14 protein-coding genes are annotated in these 17,130 nt (G+C 66.7%); 10 read left to right on the top strand and 4 right to left on the bottom strand.

The features are described 5' to 3' along the window. Positions 1-13 precede the first annotated feature (13 nt). Genes GTZ93_RS28175 through GTZ93_RS28150 form a run of 6 tightly spaced genes read left to right on the top strand, consistent with a single transcriptional unit; the run spans position 14 to position 5,888 of the window. Positions 14-1,894, top strand: coding sequence for a putative metal-binding motif-containing protein (locus GTZ93_RS28175; protein WP_139915793.1), 1,881 nt, complete (start codon positions 14-16; stop codon positions 1,892-1,894). A gap of 10 nt (positions 1,895-1,904) precedes the next feature. Then, positions 1,905-2,603 carry an ABC transporter ATP-binding protein gene (locus tag GTZ93_RS28170; protein ID WP_139915794.1) on the top strand — a complete coding sequence of 233 codons (699 nt, stop codon included), beginning with the start codon at positions 1,905-1,907 and terminating at the stop codon, positions 2,601-2,603. Positions 2,604-2,622: 19 nt separating this feature from the next. Beyond that, positions 2,623-3,402: an MlaE family ABC transporter permease gene (locus GTZ93_RS28165; RefSeq protein WP_257978986.1), complete on the top strand. Its 780-nt coding sequence runs from the start codon at positions 2,623-2,625 to the stop codon at positions 3,400-3,402. After that, positions 3,399-4,145 (top strand): MlaE family ABC transporter permease, encoded by a 747-nt coding sequence (locus GTZ93_RS28160; RefSeq protein WP_120580298.1) that lies wholly within the window; start codon positions 3,399-3,401, stop codon positions 4,143-4,145. The genes GTZ93_RS28165 and GTZ93_RS28160 overlap by 4 nt, the downstream gene beginning before the upstream one ends. Further along, positions 4,142-4,885 (top strand): ATP-binding cassette domain-containing protein, encoded by a 744-nt coding sequence (locus tag GTZ93_RS28155; protein ID WP_139915795.1) that lies wholly within the window; start codon positions 4,142-4,144, stop codon positions 4,883-4,885. Before GTZ93_RS28160 ends, GTZ93_RS28155 begins: the two co-directional genes overlap by 4 nt. Further along, on the top strand, positions 4,878-5,888 hold the full coding sequence (locus GTZ93_RS28150) for an MlaD family protein (protein ID WP_139915796.1): 1,011 nt from the start codon (positions 4,878-4,880) through the stop codon (positions 5,886-5,888). The genes GTZ93_RS28155 and GTZ93_RS28150 overlap by 8 nt, the downstream gene beginning before the upstream one ends. A gap of 14 nt (positions 5,889-5,902) precedes the next feature. Here GTZ93_RS28150 and GTZ93_RS28145 read toward each other — a convergent pair whose 3' ends face one another. Then, positions 5,903-7,264 carry a hypothetical protein gene (locus tag GTZ93_RS28145; protein ID WP_139915797.1) on the bottom strand — a complete coding sequence of 454 codons (1,362 nt, stop codon included), beginning with the start codon at positions 7,262-7,264 and terminating at the stop codon, positions 5,903-5,905. Positions 7,265-7,690: 426 nt separating this feature from the next. Here GTZ93_RS28145 and GTZ93_RS28140 point away from each other — a divergent pair, with 426 nt between their 5' ends. The 4 genes from GTZ93_RS28140 (at position 7,691) to GTZ93_RS42975 (ending at position 10,738) form a co-directional block, all read left to right on the top strand. Then, the gene (locus GTZ93_RS28140; protein ID WP_139915798.1) at positions 7,691-8,989 is read left to right on the top strand and encodes a sigma-70 family RNA polymerase sigma factor; all 1,299 of its coding nucleotides are present in this window, start codon (positions 7,691-7,693) and stop codon (positions 8,987-8,989) included. 85 nt (positions 8,990-9,074) lie between these two features. After that, positions 9,075-9,983, top strand: coding sequence for a viperin family antiviral radical SAM protein (locus GTZ93_RS28135; protein WP_219629038.1), 909 nt, complete (start codon positions 9,075-9,077; stop codon positions 9,981-9,983). Then, positions 9,980-10,552: a deoxynucleotide monophosphate kinase family protein gene (locus GTZ93_RS28130; RefSeq protein ID WP_139915799.1), complete on the top strand. Its 573-nt coding sequence runs from the start codon at positions 9,980-9,982 to the stop codon at positions 10,550-10,552. Before GTZ93_RS28135 ends, GTZ93_RS28130 begins: the two co-directional genes overlap by 4 nt. A 57-nt stretch (positions 10,553-10,609) precedes the next feature. Then, on the top strand, positions 10,610-10,738 hold the full coding sequence (locus GTZ93_RS42975; protein WP_257978987.1) for a hypothetical protein: 129 nt from the start codon (positions 10,610-10,612) through the stop codon (positions 10,736-10,738). Positions 10,739-10,791: 53 nt separating this feature from the next. Here GTZ93_RS42975 and GTZ93_RS28125 read toward each other — a convergent pair whose 3' ends face one another. From GTZ93_RS28125 to GTZ93_RS28115, 3 genes are all read right to left on the bottom strand, one after another. Next, the gene (locus tag GTZ93_RS28125) at positions 10,792-15,687 is read right to left on the bottom strand and encodes a hypothetical protein (RefSeq protein WP_139915800.1); all 4,896 of its coding nucleotides are present in this window, start codon (positions 15,685-15,687) and stop codon (positions 10,792-10,794) included. 123 nt (positions 15,688-15,810) lie between these two features. Next, complete coding sequence (locus GTZ93_RS28120) at positions 15,811-16,350, bottom strand: hypothetical protein (RefSeq protein ID WP_139915801.1); 540 nt, start codon at positions 16,348-16,350, stop codon at positions 15,811-15,813. 107 nt (positions 16,351-16,457) lie between these two features. Continuing rightward, complete coding sequence (locus GTZ93_RS28115) at positions 16,458-16,874, bottom strand: hypothetical protein (protein ID WP_257978989.1); 417 nt, start codon at positions 16,872-16,874, stop codon at positions 16,458-16,460. Between the last annotated feature and the right edge of the window lie 256 nt (positions 16,875-17,130).

The following is a 17,130-nucleotide window of genomic DNA, read 5'->3' as shown; positions in this document are numbered from 1 at the left end:
GAATGCGTGTCCCATGCGTTTATTCCTGGTCGCTGTGCTCGCGAGCACCCTCGCGGGGTGCTCCAAGGGCGATGAGCTCAAGTCCGCCGCCCTGAAGGTGCAGGTTCATTACGAAGGATTTCGGCCGGGGTGCGTGACGCTGACCGTCACGGATCAGGCGGAGGTGTCCCGGCACGTCACGAAGGACGTGAACGTGTCCGCCGGTGCGCCTCCGGGCACGCTGTCCGTGGCGGTGTTCCGGCAGGCAGGCTGGAGCAACGACGTGAAGCTCCTGGCCCAGGCACACGAGCAGTCCTGCGAAGGCGCCCGGGTGGCGATCGCGGAGGCCACCGCGAGCCTCGCGAAGGACGGCATCACACCGGTGGAGCTGCTGCTGGCGGCCACGGACGGCGACGGCGACGGCTACGTCGTTTCGTCCGAAGGCGGCACGGACTGCAACGACCGCGACGAGACCGTGGGCGGTCCCAAGCCCTGGTACGCGGACGATGATGGCGATGGTTACGGCAACGGGCTCCTGCCGCCCCGCGTGGTGGCATGCGAGGGGCCCGCGCTGACCGCGTCACGCACCGGCGACTGCAACGATCGCGACCCTCTGGTTCACCCGGATCAGGTGGAGTTCCGGTGCGATGGCAAGGACGACAACTGCGATGGCGTGAACGACGAGTCGTTCGACGTGGGCAGGACGTGCCGTGACACGCTCGACTGTGAGGGAGTGACGGCCTGTGGCGGCACGAATGGGGGCAGCGTCTGCGCCAACACCGCCGTCCCCGCTCCCTACTACGTGGACACGGATGGAGACGGAAAGGCGGGCACGGAGGCGGGCCGGAAGTGCGGACCGATCCCCGCGAACGCGAGCAGGGATCCATCCGACTGTGACGAGAGCTCCCGCTTCCGCTCACCGGACCTGGCGGAGGTCTGCGACCGGATCGACAACGATTGCAGCGGTGGGCCCGACAATGGCCTGGCTTGCAACCTGGACTGGCGGACGCCCGTGGTGACCGACGGCACGAAATGGAATGCGACCGCGACGGATGGAACGACGACGATCTGGGTCGCGGGTGATGGCGGCAAGCTGGCCCGATCCCAGATGGATTTCACCGGGGGCCGGTACGTCACCTGCGACGGTGACTGGAAGGACGCGTGGGTCGCGGCCTCCGGAGAGTTGTTCCTCGCGGGCGGCAAGAACAACTCCGGCCGCTTCGCGCGGGTGACCGTGAACGCGGGCGAGTGCACGCTGGAGACCAACAACGTCCCCCAGGTCGTGAACGGCCTCATCGGTATCGAGAATCCATCGGGAGCGCCGACGCTCTACGGAGTCACAGGGGGTGGCAGGAGCTTCCGGTGGACGCCTCCCGCCGCTCCGGAACAGACGCAGGCGAACCAGATGGACGCAAGCCTGCGCGCCGTCAGCGCCGCGGGCCGCCCGGACACGCTCCTGGCCGTGGGAAGCAGGAGCGCCAGGCCCGTCGCGTTCCGGTTCGACGCGGCGAGTTCCACCTGGAGAGAAGAGGCGATTTCCACGACACTCACGGGCGAACTGCGAGGCGTCCACGTCGTCAACGCAAACTACGCCTACGCGGTGGGCGACAACGGAATGGCCTTCGAACGGACCGACGGATTGTGGAGCGCGATGAAGCCCCTGCCCTCGCCTTACACGAGCCGCGACCTCCAGGACGTCGTGGCCTTTGGAAAGACTGCGGTCTACGTGGCGACCATCGAGGCGGGCGGCACCGGAGGGTCCGTCCTCTTCTTCAACGGCAACGAGTGGAGCGTCGTCTACACCGACGTGAATTCTCCAGCCCGGGCCCTGCGCTCCCTGGACGGGAAGACGCCCACGGGGGTCGTCACCTCGGGGGACCGGGGCGCGGCCGCCAGCTTCGTCACGACGCGTTGACCGCCCCACCATGGACCTGCGCGCCGAAGCCCTGACCCTCCGTTACGGTATCCGGACCGTGCTGGAGCCCACGGATTGCCACGTCCCGCCCGGCACGCAGGCGCTGGTGCTGGGACGTTCGGGGTCGGGCAAGACGACGCTCCTGAAGGCCTTCGCGGGCCTCCTGCGCCCCTCTTCCGGTCGGGTGACGTGGGACGGACAGGACGTCTCCAGGCTCTCGGCGCCGGAGCGGCGCGCGCAGCAGGCGTCGTTCGGCTTCGTGTTCCAGACGGACGCGCTCTTCGACTCGCTGACGGTGCGGCAGAACGTGATGCAGCCATTGCTCCGCCGTCGCGTGCCGGAAGACGAGGCCCGCGAGCGGACGGATGCGGTGCTGCGCTCGGTGGGGCTGGCGGACGCGGCGGACACGCTGCCGGAGCGGCTGTCCGGCGGCATGAAGAAGCGCGCGGGGCTCGCGAGGGCGATCGCGGCGAGGCCGGCGGTGCTGCTGGCGGATGATCCGTTCGCGGGCCTGGATCCCGGCACGGCGCGTCAGGTCGCGAGGGTGCTCCTGGAGGTCGCTGGCCAGGGAACGCTGTTGGTGGCGGCGCCGGAAGCGCCGGTGGATCTTCCCCTGCCCCGCTGGTTGTACCTGCGAAGCGGCAGACTGGTGCACGATGGGGCCCCGGCGCCGCAGCTCGAAAGCGCGCCGGACGAGGCCCTCGCATGACTCCGCGGTCCCAGCACCCGTGAGCACCACCGCCCTGGCCTGGCTGGGACGCTCGGCGATGCGGGCGGTGGGCGGCGTGGGAGCGTTGGCCCTGGTCGCGGGCCGCACGGCCTGGGGTCTGCGCAGGCTGGAGCGGCGCGAGCTGGCGCGAGGGCTGGTGCAGTTCGGCTACGGCTCGCTGCCCCTGGCGTTGGCGACGGCGGCGCTGGCGGGCGTCATCGTGGTGGTGCAGGCGTCGCTCTACATCCAGCGCTTCGGGGCGAGGGCCTTCCTGGGATGGGCCGCGGGCTACGGCGTGCTGTGGGAGTTCGGCCCGCTGTTGCTGGGGCTGATCATGTCGGCGCGGATCGGCGCGAGGAACGCGGCGGAGCTGGCCACGCTGAAGGTGGGCGGACAGATTGAAGGCCTGCGAGGCATTGGCCTGGATCCGTTCGCGCTGCTGGTGGCGCCCCGCGTGGTGGCCATGGAGCTGAGCATGCTGGGGCTGAGCACGTTCACGTTCCTGGTGTCCATCCTCTGCGAGGCGGTGGCGGCGAAGCTCACGTTGGACCTGCCGGTGCGGGTGTTCTTCGGGACGTTCGCGCAGATGCTGAATCCCTCCGACATCCTCGGGGGCGTGGTGAAGACGGGAGCGTTCGGGCTGGCCATCTCGCTGGTGTCCACGGCGGTGGGGCTCCGGGCGAAGGGAGGAGCCCGCGCCGTAGGCGAGGCCGCGGCGAGCGCGGTGGTGCTGGGCTGCGCGGCCATCTTCCTGTTGGACTTCCTGCTGACGTCGCTGCTGTCGAAGGTGCTCGCATGAAGCGCGTGCTGCTCTTCTTCGGGGCGCCGGGAGTGATGCTGGCGCGCACGGTGCGGGCGGGCGCGCGGGAGGGAATCCCGTGGCGTGAAACCCTGGCGCAGGTGCACGAGCTGGGCGGGCGCAGCGTGTGGCTGGTGATGTCCGGCATGGCCTTCTTCGGCGCGGTGCTGGTGATGATCGCCAACGCGCAGGCGAAGAAGCTGATCGGCAACGTGGCGGTGCTGGGCCCGGCCTACTTCGAGATGCTGGTGCGCGAGTTGGGCCCCGCGGTGTCGGCGCTGCTGACGGCGTCGCGAGCGGGCGCGAGCCACTCCGCGGAGCTGGCCACGATGAGTGTGAATGAACAGGTGGAGGCGCTGGAGATGTCCGCGGGGGATCCCTACGCGGACCTCGTGGCGCCCCGGGTGGTGGCGGGGTTGGTCGGAGTGCCGCTCCTGAGCGTGCTGGGGACCATCGCGGCGACGGCGTCAGCGGTGCTGGTGGCGAGCGTGGCGTTGAACATCGACGGCCGGGCGTTCATGGACGCGAGGTACGTGGATGGGTGGGACGTGCTCGTCGGAGGGCTGAAGGTCGTGGCCTGCGGGCTGTACATCCCGCTCGCGGCGGCGGTGGCGGGGTTGAACGCCCGGGGCGGAGCGGAGGCGGTGGGCGAGGCCACGACGGACGGCGTGGTGGCAGCCAGTCTGGGATGTCTGTTGATTGACCTGACGGTGTCGCTTGCGTTCCAGTTCGTGCGCCTGTGAGTGACACCGGTCCGGACACGCTGGTCTTTGAAGATGTGGCGATTGCCTTCGAGCAGGGCCGCCGCGTCCTGGACGGCCTGAGCGCGCAGGTCTCCACGAAGGAGCTGACGTTCATCGCGGGAGCGAGCGGCTCCGGCAAGAGCGTGCTGTGCCGGCTGGCGGTGGGCCTGCTGAAGCCCGAAGCCGGCAAGGTGACGCTGTTCGGGGAGCGGGTGGACACGCAGCCGGAGAGGACACTGGTGCCCCTGCGCCGCAGGGCTCCGTACCTGGTGCAGGGCCCCGCGCTGCTGGACTGGAGGACGCTGAGGGAGAACGTGCGCCTCGCGGATCCGAGCGCCCCGGAGGAAGCCGTGGAGACGGCGCTGGAGAAGGTAGGCCTGAAGGAATGGGCGGACCGGCTGCCGCCGGAGCTGGGGCCCGGGGCGAAGAAGCGGGCGGCCATCGCGAGGGCGCTGGTGCTCAAGCCGCGCTACCTGCTGTTGGACGAGCCGACGACGGGGTTGGACCGGAGGGCGGCGATGCAGGTGGAGGCGGTGTTGGCGTCGTTGAAGGAGCAGGGCCTTGGGGCGTTGGTGGTGTCGCACGACTACCGGCAGTTGAGAGGCATCGCGGACCGGGTGCTGGTGGTGGCGAAGGGGCGCAGCGCGTACCTGGGCAGCCCGGAGGGCTTCCTGGAGTCCCCTGCCCCGGAGCTGCGAACGCTGACAGCGCCGTTCATGGAGGGCGCGACGGATGGATGAGCAACGGCTGGAGTTGAAGGTCGGAGCGCTGGTGCTCGCGGCGCTGGTGGGAGTGCTGGTATTGCTCTGGTTGATGGGAGAGCTGACGCTGGGCCGAGGCGCCAAGCTGGAGGTGGACTTCGCGCACACGGGCAACGTGGTGCAGGGAGCCCCGGTGAAGCTGGGAGGCGTCCAGGTGGGCAAGGTGGACACCATCCATCTCCTGGCGGACCGAAGGGACGCGAAGGGCCTCCCCCTCCCCGTCCGCATGGACCTGTCCGTGGAGCCTGCGGCGAGGGGCGCCCTGCGCAAGGACGCCAGGGTGACGGTGGGAACGGTGGGCCTGCTGGGTGAGCCCTATCTGGAGTTGAACCCGGGAAACGCGGACGCGCCGCTGCCGGAGAAAGAAGCGCTCCGGGGCGTGGATGCGCCGCGACTGGACCTGCTGTCGGAGCAGCTCTCCAAGTTCGTGACGCTGCTGTCGGACATGCTGGAGAAGGACCCGGAGGCCGTGACTGGCCTGGCCGCCAACGTATCGAGGTTGGCGAAGACGTTGGACGAGGTCCTGACGGAGAACAAGGGCAACGTGAAGGTCCTGGCCACGGAGCTGTCAGCGGCGTCGAAGGACCTGAGGCAGCTCGCGCAGCTGGCCAAGGAGTCCATGCAGCCCGGAGGCAAGGGAGCCCGCCTCCTGGACGACGCCTCCGCCGTGGCGGCCCTGATGCGAAAGGACCTCCCCGGCCTGACGAAGTCCGCGGGTACGACGCTGGACGGACTGGCGGCGGTGACAGGCCCACTGACGCCCGAGGACGGTCAGCAGGTGAAGCTGGCCCTCCAGCGCTTCACGGCGGCAGCGGGCCAGTTGGAGCAGATCGCCACCAAGGCGGACCGGATCCTCGGACAGCTCGACTCCGGCCAGGGAACCGGGGGCGCGCTGCTCAAGGACCCTGCCCTCTACGACGAACTGAAGACCCTGGTCACGGACCTGCGCAAGCACCCGTGGAAGATCCTCTGGAAGGACTGAGCAACTCCTCCAACTCAGTCAGCCGCGGCTTTATCGGCGGGAGGCGAATTCGAACCTGCCTTGCTGGCATTGGCTGGGCATCGCTTCTCGTTCATGACCCAGCGCTCCACCACAAAGCCTGGATCCGTGCTGAACGCCAACTGACTGTCGCTGTCATCGACAAATGGCCGCATTGGATCTTGAAGCGCGCTGAGTTGATTGAAGGCCGCAGCCAGCCATGTGCGCATCTTGAAGACCTCGGCCTCATCAGTCATGACAAGGTCCACGGCGCGTCCTCCCTCCCGCACCTTGATGTAGTCATTGGCACGCGTCTTGATTCGATACAGCACGACCGGATCCATCTCGAACGAGTACACAGCCCGCTCACCCTTTGCTGGCGCGGAGTGCCACTCAAACGCCACCCAGTCATCATGCTCACTGATTGTCCTGGCGTCTTCGGAATGAACATGGCGAACGACGGCAGTTGCGGTTCCAGAGAGCAGGAACTGATTACAAGGCGCATAGGTTGCCTTCCCAGAAGCCAACCCAATGCGTTCGTCGGCTTTCTTGGGCACCTCCACCGCGAACACCTGGGTTGATTCAGATTTGGCCGCGCGGAACTGCAAATCGATCGTCGTGCTGCCCGTCAGATCGATTCCGGAAATGCCCTCGCGGAGAATTCCGATGGAGCGACCATTCGGGGCAAGCGACACCGCAAGGGAGGTGTAACGGCGCCGCAGTGCCACCTCTTCGCCAAACGTTTCACCTGCCCCAGCCGTCACCGATGCCCCACCAGTCGTCTTCGTTGAAGTCGAGGCTCCCTCGACCGGACTCACCGTGGCAGCCGCCTCGTTGGTTGTTCCAACCGTTCCAGCCACGCTCCAGTTCGCTGTCCGCGTGAGCTTTCCCAGGTCCACTGTCTCATAGCCGGTATCGACCTTGTCATACCCGATGATTGAGTACGCATCGGTCATGAGATTGATGCGAACCTCCGCCCATACAATTCGATCCGCCGGATCGTAGTTTCCGGAGGAAAACGGCCGATGGATGAGGTTTGTCACCAATCGAGCCTTGGGCCGATCCAGCCGGCTGACTCCCTGAACCACCGGCGATTTGACGCTCATTCCGACGAGCGTCTTGACGTTGTCGAGGCGTTCCTTCTTCCCCTCGATGCCGGCCACCTCGATCGCTGCCGCCTGCCCTCGGCCGTCGAGGTCAAAGAACGACTTCTGTGTTGGCTCGGCCTGAGAGACAGGCAACACGAAGAGCGACAAGGAGAAACGATTGATGTCTTTCGGAATGCCTTCCGAAATCGCACGCGAATGCCTTCGCGTGAGCTTGCTCGGGCATCCAGTGCTTGCGAAGGCAATCACGGCAATGGCGATGATTCTTCTCACTGGCCACTCCACACCAAACGACAAATCTTCGCGGACATCTCACGTTGCTTGGTCATGTCGTTGAAAATGCCCCCATCCTTGTCCTCCTCTTCCACGCACTGCCAGCGGCTCTTGGAGAAGGAGGAGGTCCTGCCATCCCACACATCGGCTGACCGGGCGGCCTCCACGCTGGGGTACTCACCGCTGGAAACCCACACGTCACTCTGCTGATACGAAGCGACAAGGATTACAACCATCTCCTGCAAGGTGCACCTCCGCCTGGATGGCATCCAACTACAAGGGGTTGAGTTGACGAAATGCATACTACCGGAGGGGCCGTGGAGGCCGCGTACCCTGAATGAGGGATGCCCTTGGGAGACAACGGGCCATTCCCCTCCGCCAGACAAGCCCGTACGATGCGGCTGTTGTTCCTAGAAGGAAGGCCGCATGGCACAGCAGGGGGAGTCCGGACCGCCACCCCGACGGACCGCGGGCTGGCAGTTGGTCTTGGTGGCGTTGGCACTCGCAATCCTCTCCATCAAGGTCGTCATCCCCGGCGTCTTCGTGGGCATCGGAGCCACCGGGCTCATGGGCTTCGCGATCGCGGCGGTCCTCCTTGAGCGGATGGGGGCGCTCTCGGCAGGTATCTTCGAGGGTGCGGCTCAACTCTCGGTCATCTTCCTGGGCATGGCCTTGATCGCCTTCGCGGCCATCACCGGATGGAACGGATACCGGCGTCTGGCTGGCAGAGTGGGCCCGCCGCCCCTCCTCATACGCTCGCCCTGGGCCCTGGTGGGACTGCTGCTGTTCCTGGCGTGCAAGTGGGCCATCCCCGATGCAGGTGAGCGCCTTGCCCTGCCCGTGCTGTCCGGTGCGATCGTCATCGCCTTCTCGGTCTGGACCCTCATCACCGTGAGCGTGCTGCTGTTCCGGATGAGCGTAGGGATGCTCCGGCTCTCATGGCGAATCGCCCAGGCCTCGCCCTTTGGAGCCGGGGGCTTGACCCTGGCGGCGCTCGCGGCCACGGGGCTGATTCCCAGCGTGGACTCTCTCGCCGAGGCCCTCCCGGCCCGTGCCCAGACCGTGGCGTCCGCGCGTCCGGCCCGCTGCGATTCGTTGTCCTGGGAGTGCTCGCGGCAGGCGCTCCTTGCCGCCCAACCCTCACGACCCGCGCCTGTCTACGCAGCGCCAGAGGATGGATACGAAGGCGTCACAGGGGCCTCCTTCACGGCCTCCGCTGATTCCACGGTCACACTCAACACGCGCTCCTGCCTGGAGAAGCAATTTCAGCAACGGGAGATGATGACCAAGGCTCGCCGGATCGCACAGGGGCTGGTTGGCACTTCCGATGCGGAGGACCTGGTTCATTCCATCCTCCTGAACATCTGCCTGAGGAAGCGCCCTCCCGATGATTTCGAGCAGTTCTTCCTCCGCTCGGTTCAGTACGGAGCCATGAAGCGGTTCGGCCGTGTGATCCGCTCGTGCTCAATCGACGAGTCACTGGAACCTCAGTGCACGATCAGGCCTGACGACCAGTACATTCAGCTCGAGTCTCACCAGACCCTCCACGATGCGATCTGTGCGCTCCCCGAGAAGCATCAGGAGATCATCCAGATGCGCTACTTCGAGGAGCTGTCCGACGACGAGATTGGCGCCCGGCTCGGGATCTTTCCCGACGCCGTCCGCAAGCGGACCCAGCGAGCCCGGGATCAATTACGGACCATTTTTCTCCAGCAATGTCAGTGACTTACGATTCTCGGTCACACTTAATTCGCTGAAGGGAGTGGAGCACCAGACTGCCTGCCTGACACGGGCGGTTTCTGGAGGCTTCATGCACTCGCTGTCCGCCACGCCGTTCCCGGCCACCGCCCAGGTGATGCCGCCCTCGGTCAACTTCCACCTGTGGGAGCCGTGCAACATGCGTTGCCGGTTCTGCTTCGCCACCTTCCAGGATGTCCGCAAGGACGTGCTCCCCAAGGGGCACCTTCCCAAGCAGGAGGCGCTGAGGCTCGTGGAGCTGTTGGCGCTCCGCTTCCAGAAGATCACCTTCGCGGGAGGCGAGCCCCTGCTCTGCTCGTGGTTGCCGGACCTCGTGGCAGCCGCCAAGGCAAAGGGGGCCACCACGATGTTGGTGACCAATGGCAGCCGGCTAGATGCGGACACCCTCGCACGCCTTCGCGGCGTGATGGATTGGGTGACGCTCAGCATCGACAGCGTATCGCCGCAGACGCATGCCGCACTGGGGCGGGCCGTCCAGGGCAAGGCGCTGCCGGTCGAGCACTACCTGTCCCTCGCGGAGCGGATCCGCGCGGCGGGCATGCGCCTCAAGGTGAACACGGTCGTCACGAACCTGAACGCGGGTGAGGACCAGACGGCGTTCCTCCAGGAGTTGCGGCCCGAACGTTGGAAGCTGTTGCGCGTCCTCAGCGTCGAGGGACAGAACACCGGCAAGGTAGAAGCCCTGCACTGCTCTCGGGAGGACTTCGAAGCCTTCGTCGACCGCCATCGCTGTCTGGAGCGCGACGGCATCATCCTGGTGCCTGAAGACAACGAAGACATGCGCGGCAGCTACGCGATGATCGACCCGGCAGGCCGGTTCTTCGACAACGTCCAGGAAGGTCATCGCTACAGCGCCCCCATCCTCCAGTGCGGCCTGGATGCGGCATGGTCCCAGGTCCAGTTCTCCATGGAGCGCTTCATCGGTCGCGACGGCCACTACGCGTTCGGAGGTGAGTCATGAACTCGGCCTCCAGTCTTGTATGTCTCGCGGGAGTCTCCGGTGCGGGCAAGGACACACTGGGCGGCTTCCTGGCGAAACAGTATGGCTTCGAGCGGGTCGCGCTCGCGGACCCCATCAAGGCGGCGTTGATGGGCTTGCTTCAGCTCGATCCCGCCCAGCTCTGGGGTGAGCGCCGCAATGAGGTGGACCCACGGTTCGGCCGCGCGCCCAGGGAACTCTACCAGCGATTCGGCCAGGCCTGCCTGGAGCTGGATCCCGAGGTCTGGCTGCGGCCCTTCCGGATGCGGGTCGAAGCCATCCGTCGCGCGGGAGGACGCGTCGTCTGCACGGACTTGCGGACCCAGGCGGAATGGCGGGCTGCGCGGGAGCTGGGGGCCACCATCTGGTTGATTGAACGGCCCGGCGCGGGCGCTCCAGGTGCATTGTCGCGTCACGCCACGGAGATGGAGCTCCTGGGGCTCGACCGAAGTTCTTTCGACGCCGTCTTGAGGAATGACGGCTCACCCGAGGCCCTGTACCTCACCGTGAAACGCATGGTCGAGGGAGGCATCGACTCGCGGGCCACCTGAGCGCCGCCCAGGAAGCCCGGCCCATCATCCAGCGCGATGGGCTACCACCTGGAGCCGTTGAATCCTCTGCTCAGTGCAGGCCAGGGAACCGGCGGCGCGCTGCTCAAGGCCCCTGCCCTCCATGACGAGCTGAAGACCCTGGTCACAGGCCTGAGCAAGCATCCGCTGCTCCGGCCCCTCTCCTGATGCGAAGAGTCCGGAGCACCCGCCCGGCCGCGCTGGCGCGGCCCCGGCGTCCCCTACCGCCGACCCTGGTCGGAATCGAGGTACTCCCACGGGAAGGCGTCGGCCGGCGTGGCCGACCGCAGGTAGCTCATGGGATGGGCCGGATTGTATTTGTAGATCTTCTCCATGTCGCGCTCGAACGCGAACATCTGGTGGGCCGTGTACAGGTTGTGCTGGCGGTTCAATGCGTGGATCCGGGTGTTCTGGGGCGCGACGACACGGGCGGGCAGCGGCAGCAGCCGGGTCCCCTCGTCAACATAGGACGGCTTGATCCTCACCGTGACCGGCGGGTCCATATCGGCAAGCAACTGCTCCAGCTCATCGTTCACCGCTTCGTACGTCGCATTGGTGCTCGAGGCGATCTGCCGGTGGTCCTGATGGCTGACCATATCGGCGATGTAGCAGTCGCGAAGATCATTGAGCGTCCAGTTACCGCTCCGGGCGTGGAGAATCGTCTCGCGGTTGCTAAGCCCATGCAGCGCCCACTCATGGGAGATGATCAAGAGGATGCCGCCCGGGTGCGTGGTGGCCTGTCCCCTCATCGCGATATGGACGCGGATCCGCACGTCGCGAGACATGTCGAACCCGGCGAGGTCCCGGGTGAGCTGGTGAAGCGGAATCCAGGATCCGCCCGGCGTCGTCGTGTCGGCAGGGTCCCGCACCTCGATGATGCACTGACCATCGATGCCGCGCGTGGCGGTCGGAGTGACCTCGATGATCAACGGGACGTAGTCGGCGGCGCCTCGGTTGGCGAAGGGCTCGATGACGGACTGACGGAAGACGCTGGAGCTTTCGAGGATCTGCGTCAGCCGCGGGTAGGCCGCCGTGATCTGCGAGTAGCCCTCGATGAACGGCCACTCCGTCGGGGGCTGCTGCTCCTGCTCGTCCGAGACCGTCGGGGTGGAGGTCGCGGAGCTGGCGCCTCGGGTGCCCGAGCGGTTGCGAACCGCGACCTTGGACGGCTGCACGTCCACCTCCATGCCAGGCGAACCACGGACCGCGTCAATGGTCTCCCTCAGGTCCAGCTGATCCAGCGGCGACGCCTTCGAGCTCGAAGCCTGGGAATCGCCGCCGAGCTGCGCGTTGAGCAACCGCTCCTTCCACTCCTGGTTCTTCGCCGGGGCTCTGGCGACAGGGAAGGCCTTGTCGATCTGCTCGTTCAGGACAGCGGAGTTGCGGCTGCTCTGGGCCGACAGCGCGAGCTTCGTGGCCATCTCTCCGAAGGCCCGCGCGGTCTCCTGGTTGGAGGTCATCGCCGCCAGGGCGTTCTGCTGGTTCTGGTCCAGGCCCGTCAGGTTGGCGAACGGGCTCACCTGGGTGAGCGCGGTCAGCAGCGAGCCCACCCCCGAGGGATCCGGCGCGGCCGGTGCGTTCTGGATGTTGACGATGGGCTGCGGAAGCGCGGTGGGCGTGGTGCTCTGCGGCGCCTGGTAGCGGCTGTCCGTGCTCACCGGGTTGATGGCGGTGGGCTCGTCCGAGGGCGACTGCTCCCATCTCCAGAAGCGCGTGTCATCGATGCGCTCGCACGCGTTGCAGGCGCCGCGCACGGCCTCCGCGAAGACTCCGGGCGTAGGCACGCTCAGGCGGAAGACCGCGCCCTGCCCCCCTTCGCGCTCGGCCTCCGTCTGGTAGTGCTCCAGCAGTGAGGCATGGGCAATGGCCCCACTGCCGCTCTGGTCCGGGGTGCCCATCTCGTAGGTGGGGTCCAGGTTGAGGCCACGGGCCACCGGGAACACGAGCGAGTTGCCCGCGACCCCCAGCAGCCGGTTCTCCACCAGCGAGGCCAGGGAGCGGCCCAGCACCCCGCGTTGCGCATAGATGGAGTTGAACTCGTCCTGCGCCAGATGGATGCGGTCCAGCATCATGTACCGGCGGTGCGGCGTGATGCCGTGGCACCAGATGGCGTGGTGGTAGTACTCCAGGTTCTCCTGGTTGAGGTGATCCCGGAGCTGCTGGGCCAGCCGCTGGTCCTCCTGCCAGGGGTTGCGCTGCTCCTCGGGCTTCATGGGCGTGGGCAGGTAGATCTGATCCGCGAAGCCGATGTCGTTGCGGATGGCCTGGTTGTTCACCAGCGTCCCGCTGAAGTGGGGCGTGCGGTAGCGCAGCGTGCCCCGGTCGACGACGGCGAAGCTGCCCGACAGACTCAGGCTGGGAGAGTTCAGCCGCAGTCCGACAATCTGGCTGCGCTTGAGGTCCGCGGGGGTGCCGGTGAAGGGCTGCTGGGCCACCCCGGCCTTGAGCGCCTTGATGTCCGTGGTCCGCGTGGAGCGCACGGAGACGGTCAACAGCCGGCCCGGGGCGTAGTCGGTGAGCAGGGTGCAGTCCAGCCGCAGGTCCTTCACCGTCGTTCCGTCCGCGAGGATGGCCTCGAAGCGAAGCTGCTCGACGAAGTTGCGGGCGAGCGCGGGGGCGTGCTGCGTCTGGAAGGTGCGCTCGCGCTCCTCGATGGCGAGCTTGACGAACAGGTTGCTGATGCCCCGGATGTCCAGCCCCAGGAAGACATGGCTCAGGGTGGCCCAGGCGCCCGCGTCAATCGACCCATCCGCTTGATCCGCCGGCCGGCTCAGCGTCAGGCGGAGCTGGAGCTCACCCGAGAACTCCTCGATCGACTCCTCACTGTAGGGCAGGAAGGTCACCGCGCCGGAGGACTCCACGCGGCGGGGGAAGTCCGTGCCCTGGTAGTTCCGCGCGATGCGATCCAGCGCGTCGAAGCCCCGGCGCAGCTCCTGCCCCCGGGTCGTCTCCAGGGAGTAGAGCAGGTGCTCGGACAGGCACTCCCGCCAGCGGAGGATCTTCGCGTCCGTGAAGAGGCTCATCATCAAGGGGACGAAGAGGCACTCCTGGACGTCCACCACCTGCTGCTCGATGACGAAGTGCCGGAGGATTTCGAAGTACTGGATGGTCAACGCGTGGCAGTGGTTGTGGTTGGCCACCACTTCGGTCTGCACGGAGAGCGATTCGCCCTGCTTCGCGCTGGTGACGACGGTGGAGCGCTGGCTGCGCACGGAGGACGTCGCCTGCATGGTGGCGTCCCGCAGCCGGTTGTGAAGGCTGGACGTCATGTCGCGGGTGTTGTCCTGCCACGCGGAGGACGTCCCCGAACCGCCGGAGATGCTGAAGCCGGTGGACAACCCCACGGCCACGCCGTTCTTGCTGCCGCTGCCAGCGCCCCCCAGGCCGAAGGAGAAGCCGCGCGTCTTGGCCGAGCTGCCACCCCGCATGGACTCCTGGACGGTCCCACTGAGGATTTCGTCGATGTCGCGGTCTCTCGACAGGCTGTGGGTCAGCCCCTCTTCGGCCACCGTGGCCTCATCGCGCGAGGCCCCGTCCTCCCGGTTCCAGTCGTAGATGACGAGCTGCTTCTTCTGACCGGGGGCCAGCGGCAGGGAGTAGAGCAGGTCCCCCATCGAGTAGCCGTCCGCCTTGAAGGTCTGCTTGAAGTGGAGCACGTGGCCGTGCGCCAGCGACACGGCTTGATACAGCTCATAGTCGGTGGCGTCGTCGTCCCAGCGCAGGGGGTTCTTGCTCCCCAGCGTCTGCCGCAAGGTGCGGTGGAGATGACGGGCGTAGCCGGCCGGGTCGGAGGTGTCGCCATTCCACTCCCAGGCGGGGGCTTCGCGGATGGGGACGAGCTGGCCGCGCGGGTCCGTGGTGCGGACGATGGCGTAGTGGCTGAACTCCTCCAGCGACCGGTTGGGGACCGTGAAGTTGACGCAGGAGCCGCCGATATCCTGCGAGTAGCTGGACTCGTTGGCGACGAGCTCCTCCGTGCCCGGCAGGCGCGGGGTCGGGTCATTGCAGGCGCAGTCGTCTTCACCGCTGGCGGCCTCGGTCGTGCTCCCTGTCGCGACGACCAGCAGCGTGAACGCGGGGAAGGTCCCATCCGCGTTGAGCACGATGGGGAGCTCCTCGTCGGGACGGGAGGAGACCACCGCGTGGGCCCCGAGGAACGGCTCGTTGGGGACCACCACGGAGAAGTTGCCGCTGCTGTGCGTGGTGACCGCGGCGAGGGACACCTTGAGCGGGGGGCTCGTCCCGTCTCCTCGCAGTGCCTGGAAGAGGATCTGCTGCCGCGTCAGCGCCCTGCCCGTGGGGTCCACCAGGCGCCCCTTGAGGGCACGGGTGGTGGGCGCGCTGGAGCTCGGCACGAGGACGTTGGGCGAGAACGGCTCCACCTGCACCTTCACCACCGACATCTTCGCGGCCTGGCTCACGGTGAGGTGCGTCGGAGAGACGAGCCGGGTAGGCAGGCCGTTGGGGGTGCGCACCACGAAGGTGAGAGGGCTGCTGGAGATGCGGCCGGTGATGGCGAGCGTCAACTGGAAGGCGCCCGTGGGCCCGAGCAGGAACTCCTGGTGGATGGGGGTGACTTCGCTGTCTCCAGCGATGGTGTCCGGACAGGAGATCTCCAGGGTGTACCCCGAGACGGAGCCGGCGGAGCTCTCCACCGCGCCCAGGACGGAGATGAACTCCACCTCCTCCAGTTTCGGCGCTGTCGCGGTAGGTGTGAGGGGCGACAGAGGGGCCTTCTGCTCAAGCCGGGAAGCGGTCGCGGCCTCCATCGTCGTGACCGACGTGCGCGGGGCCACCTTCACCGCGGGAGCGAGCGCCGGCAGCTGGAGGATGACCAGCCGGTCCGCCGCGGCGGGCTTGCTCTCCGCGACCAGCACCGCGTTCAGCGCGGCCTTGTCGGCGAAGGTGTGCTCCACGACGGAAACCCCCGAGCGGAGGACATAGAGCGAAAGGGGAAAGGGAAGCGCGGAGGCGGTGATCTTCTGGAAGAAGAACCCACCCTGCGGGCTCGTGAGCTCAGCGGTGAAGAGGGGCGTGTTGGGCGACTGGCCCAGCAGCACCGTGCATGCTTCCAGGCTGCCAGGCTCCGAGGTTTCTATCTGTCCGTAGAGTTTCATGGGTCTCGTGAATTATTTCCGACGAGACCGTAAGAAACACGACATTTGTGCTCATAATACATTTCTCAGGAAATGAGACATGTCTCAAGTGGGCGCGTCCTGAGGCATTCCCATCCGTACACGTCAAAGCTCGGTCGGCACCGGCACTTCGTCCGCGGGCGCCGGCACGGGCACCGGAGCCGCAGCAGGCGCGGGAGCAGGCGTCTCATCCTGGGCCACGGGCGAGTTCAAGACCCACGAATAGCCGTAGCCCTCCTTGAGCAGTCGGTACGTCGCGCGCTTTCCGCAGCCCACGACGCCCGCAGTGACGCGATCCAGCTTGGACGTCTTGAGATCAAACCGTGAACAGCCCATGTCGAACTCCGCGCGGGCCCTCACGTCCGGGACCCAGGAGCACTGCCCCACCTTGCATTTCAGCTCATAGACGCCTTCAACGTTGCAGCCGATCATCTGGTACTGATTCTCACCCAGGTACTGCGGCGTCAGCTCCTGGTCGCACTTGAGGTCCTTGGCGGCGATCTTCTCCAGGTTCGCATAGCGCTTGGAGTTGATGGACGGCCCCATCTGGGAAAAGTCCACCTTGGCGTTGCTCCGGCGGCCCCCGCAGCCCGCAACCAGGAACGCCACACCCACGCCCACAACCGACAGTCGAATCAGGTTCATGGGCGCTCATCTACTCCAGGGCCTCACGCGCTTTCCAGTCCTCCCCCGCAAAGACAAGATCCGCCCCGCCGCACAGGCAGGACGGCTCCCAGGTCCACGCCCGCGCATCACTGCATCGACAGGGCCCAGGTGTAGCTGCCGCTCGATCCCAGCCCGACCAGCGTCGTCTTGCACGTGGCGGTGGTGCTGCCCTTGGACGTGGCGCTCCCCGCGGGCGTCCAGTACCCGGACGTCCCCAGGATCGGGTTGGGCGGGGTCCAGATGCTGCTCATGTTGAAGCGACAGGTCTTGCTGCCGCTCGTGTACTCGATGTAGACGGCGGAGTTGGTGCCACAGTCCGTCTGGTACACCCCGGACGTCGAGTTGGCCGCCACCGAGGTCAGGGCCGGGATGACCGCGGCACAGCCGTTGAAGTAGGAATTGGTGATCGCGCTGGTCGTGATCTTGTTCTGCACCGTGAACGTCAGCGTCGCCGCGTGCGCGGAACCCATGCCCAGCGCCGACACCGCGAACGCAGCCACCACCGTCAAGCTTTCATGGACAGCCCCCAAGGAAGGGGAATCGCTTCCCCAGAATCAGATAGACGATTCCCGGGAGCCTTGTCCAGACAGCCAATGCTTGAAATTCATGCAATGGATTGCGAGGAAAATTCTCACCAGACTCGCTTCCCTTCCTGAGTCAGGCCTGAATCGCTTACCGCCCATCGTGGTCGCGTCCGACTCACGACCCCCCATCCAATGACAGACATCCGCCTTACCGCGTCAGGGCTGGGGCGCTTCC

The sequence above is a fragment of the Corallococcus exiguus genome, from assembly GCF_009909105.1.
In the GTDB taxonomy this organism is placed as follows: domain Bacteria; phylum Myxococcota; class Myxococcia; order Myxococcales; family Myxococcaceae; genus Corallococcus; species Corallococcus exiguus.
Note: the sequence above shows the minus strand (reverse complement) of the source record. Positions and strands in the feature narration are given on the sequence as shown.

Bases quoted from the DNA above. Each gene is read 5' to 3' on its own strand.
- GTZ93_RS28175 (WP_139915793.1), top strand. From the start codon at position 14: ATGCGTTTATTCCTGGTCGCTGTGCTCGCGAGCACCCTCGCGGGGTGC.
- GTZ93_RS28170 (WP_139915794.1), top strand. From the start codon at position 1,905: ATGGACCTGCGCGCCGAAGCCCTGACCCTCCGTTACGGTATCCGGACC.
- GTZ93_RS28160 (WP_120580298.1), top strand. From the start codon at position 3,399: ATGAAGCGCGTGCTGCTCTTCTTCGGGGCGCCGGGAGTGATGCTGGCG.
- GTZ93_RS28150 (WP_139915796.1), top strand. From the start codon at position 4,878: ATGGATGAGCAACGGCTGGAGTTGAAGGTCGGAGCGCTGGTGCTCGCG.
- GTZ93_RS28140 (WP_139915798.1), top strand. From the start codon at position 7,691: ATGGCACAGCAGGGGGAGTCCGGACCGCCACCCCGACGGACCGCGGGC.
- GTZ93_RS28135 (WP_219629038.1), top strand. From the start codon at position 9,075: ATGCACTCGCTGTCCGCCACGCCGTTCCCGGCCACCGCCCAGGTGATG.
- GTZ93_RS28130 (WP_139915799.1), top strand. From the start codon at position 9,980: ATGAACTCGGCCTCCAGTCTTGTATGTCTCGCGGGAGTCTCCGGTGCG.
- GTZ93_RS28125 (WP_139915800.1), bottom strand. From the start codon at position 15,687: ATGAAACTCTACGGACAGATAGAAACCTCGGAGCCTGGCAGCCTGGAA.
- GTZ93_RS28120 (WP_139915801.1), bottom strand. From the start codon at position 16,350: ATGAACCTGATTCGACTGTCGGTTGTGGGCGTGGGTGTGGCGTTCCTG.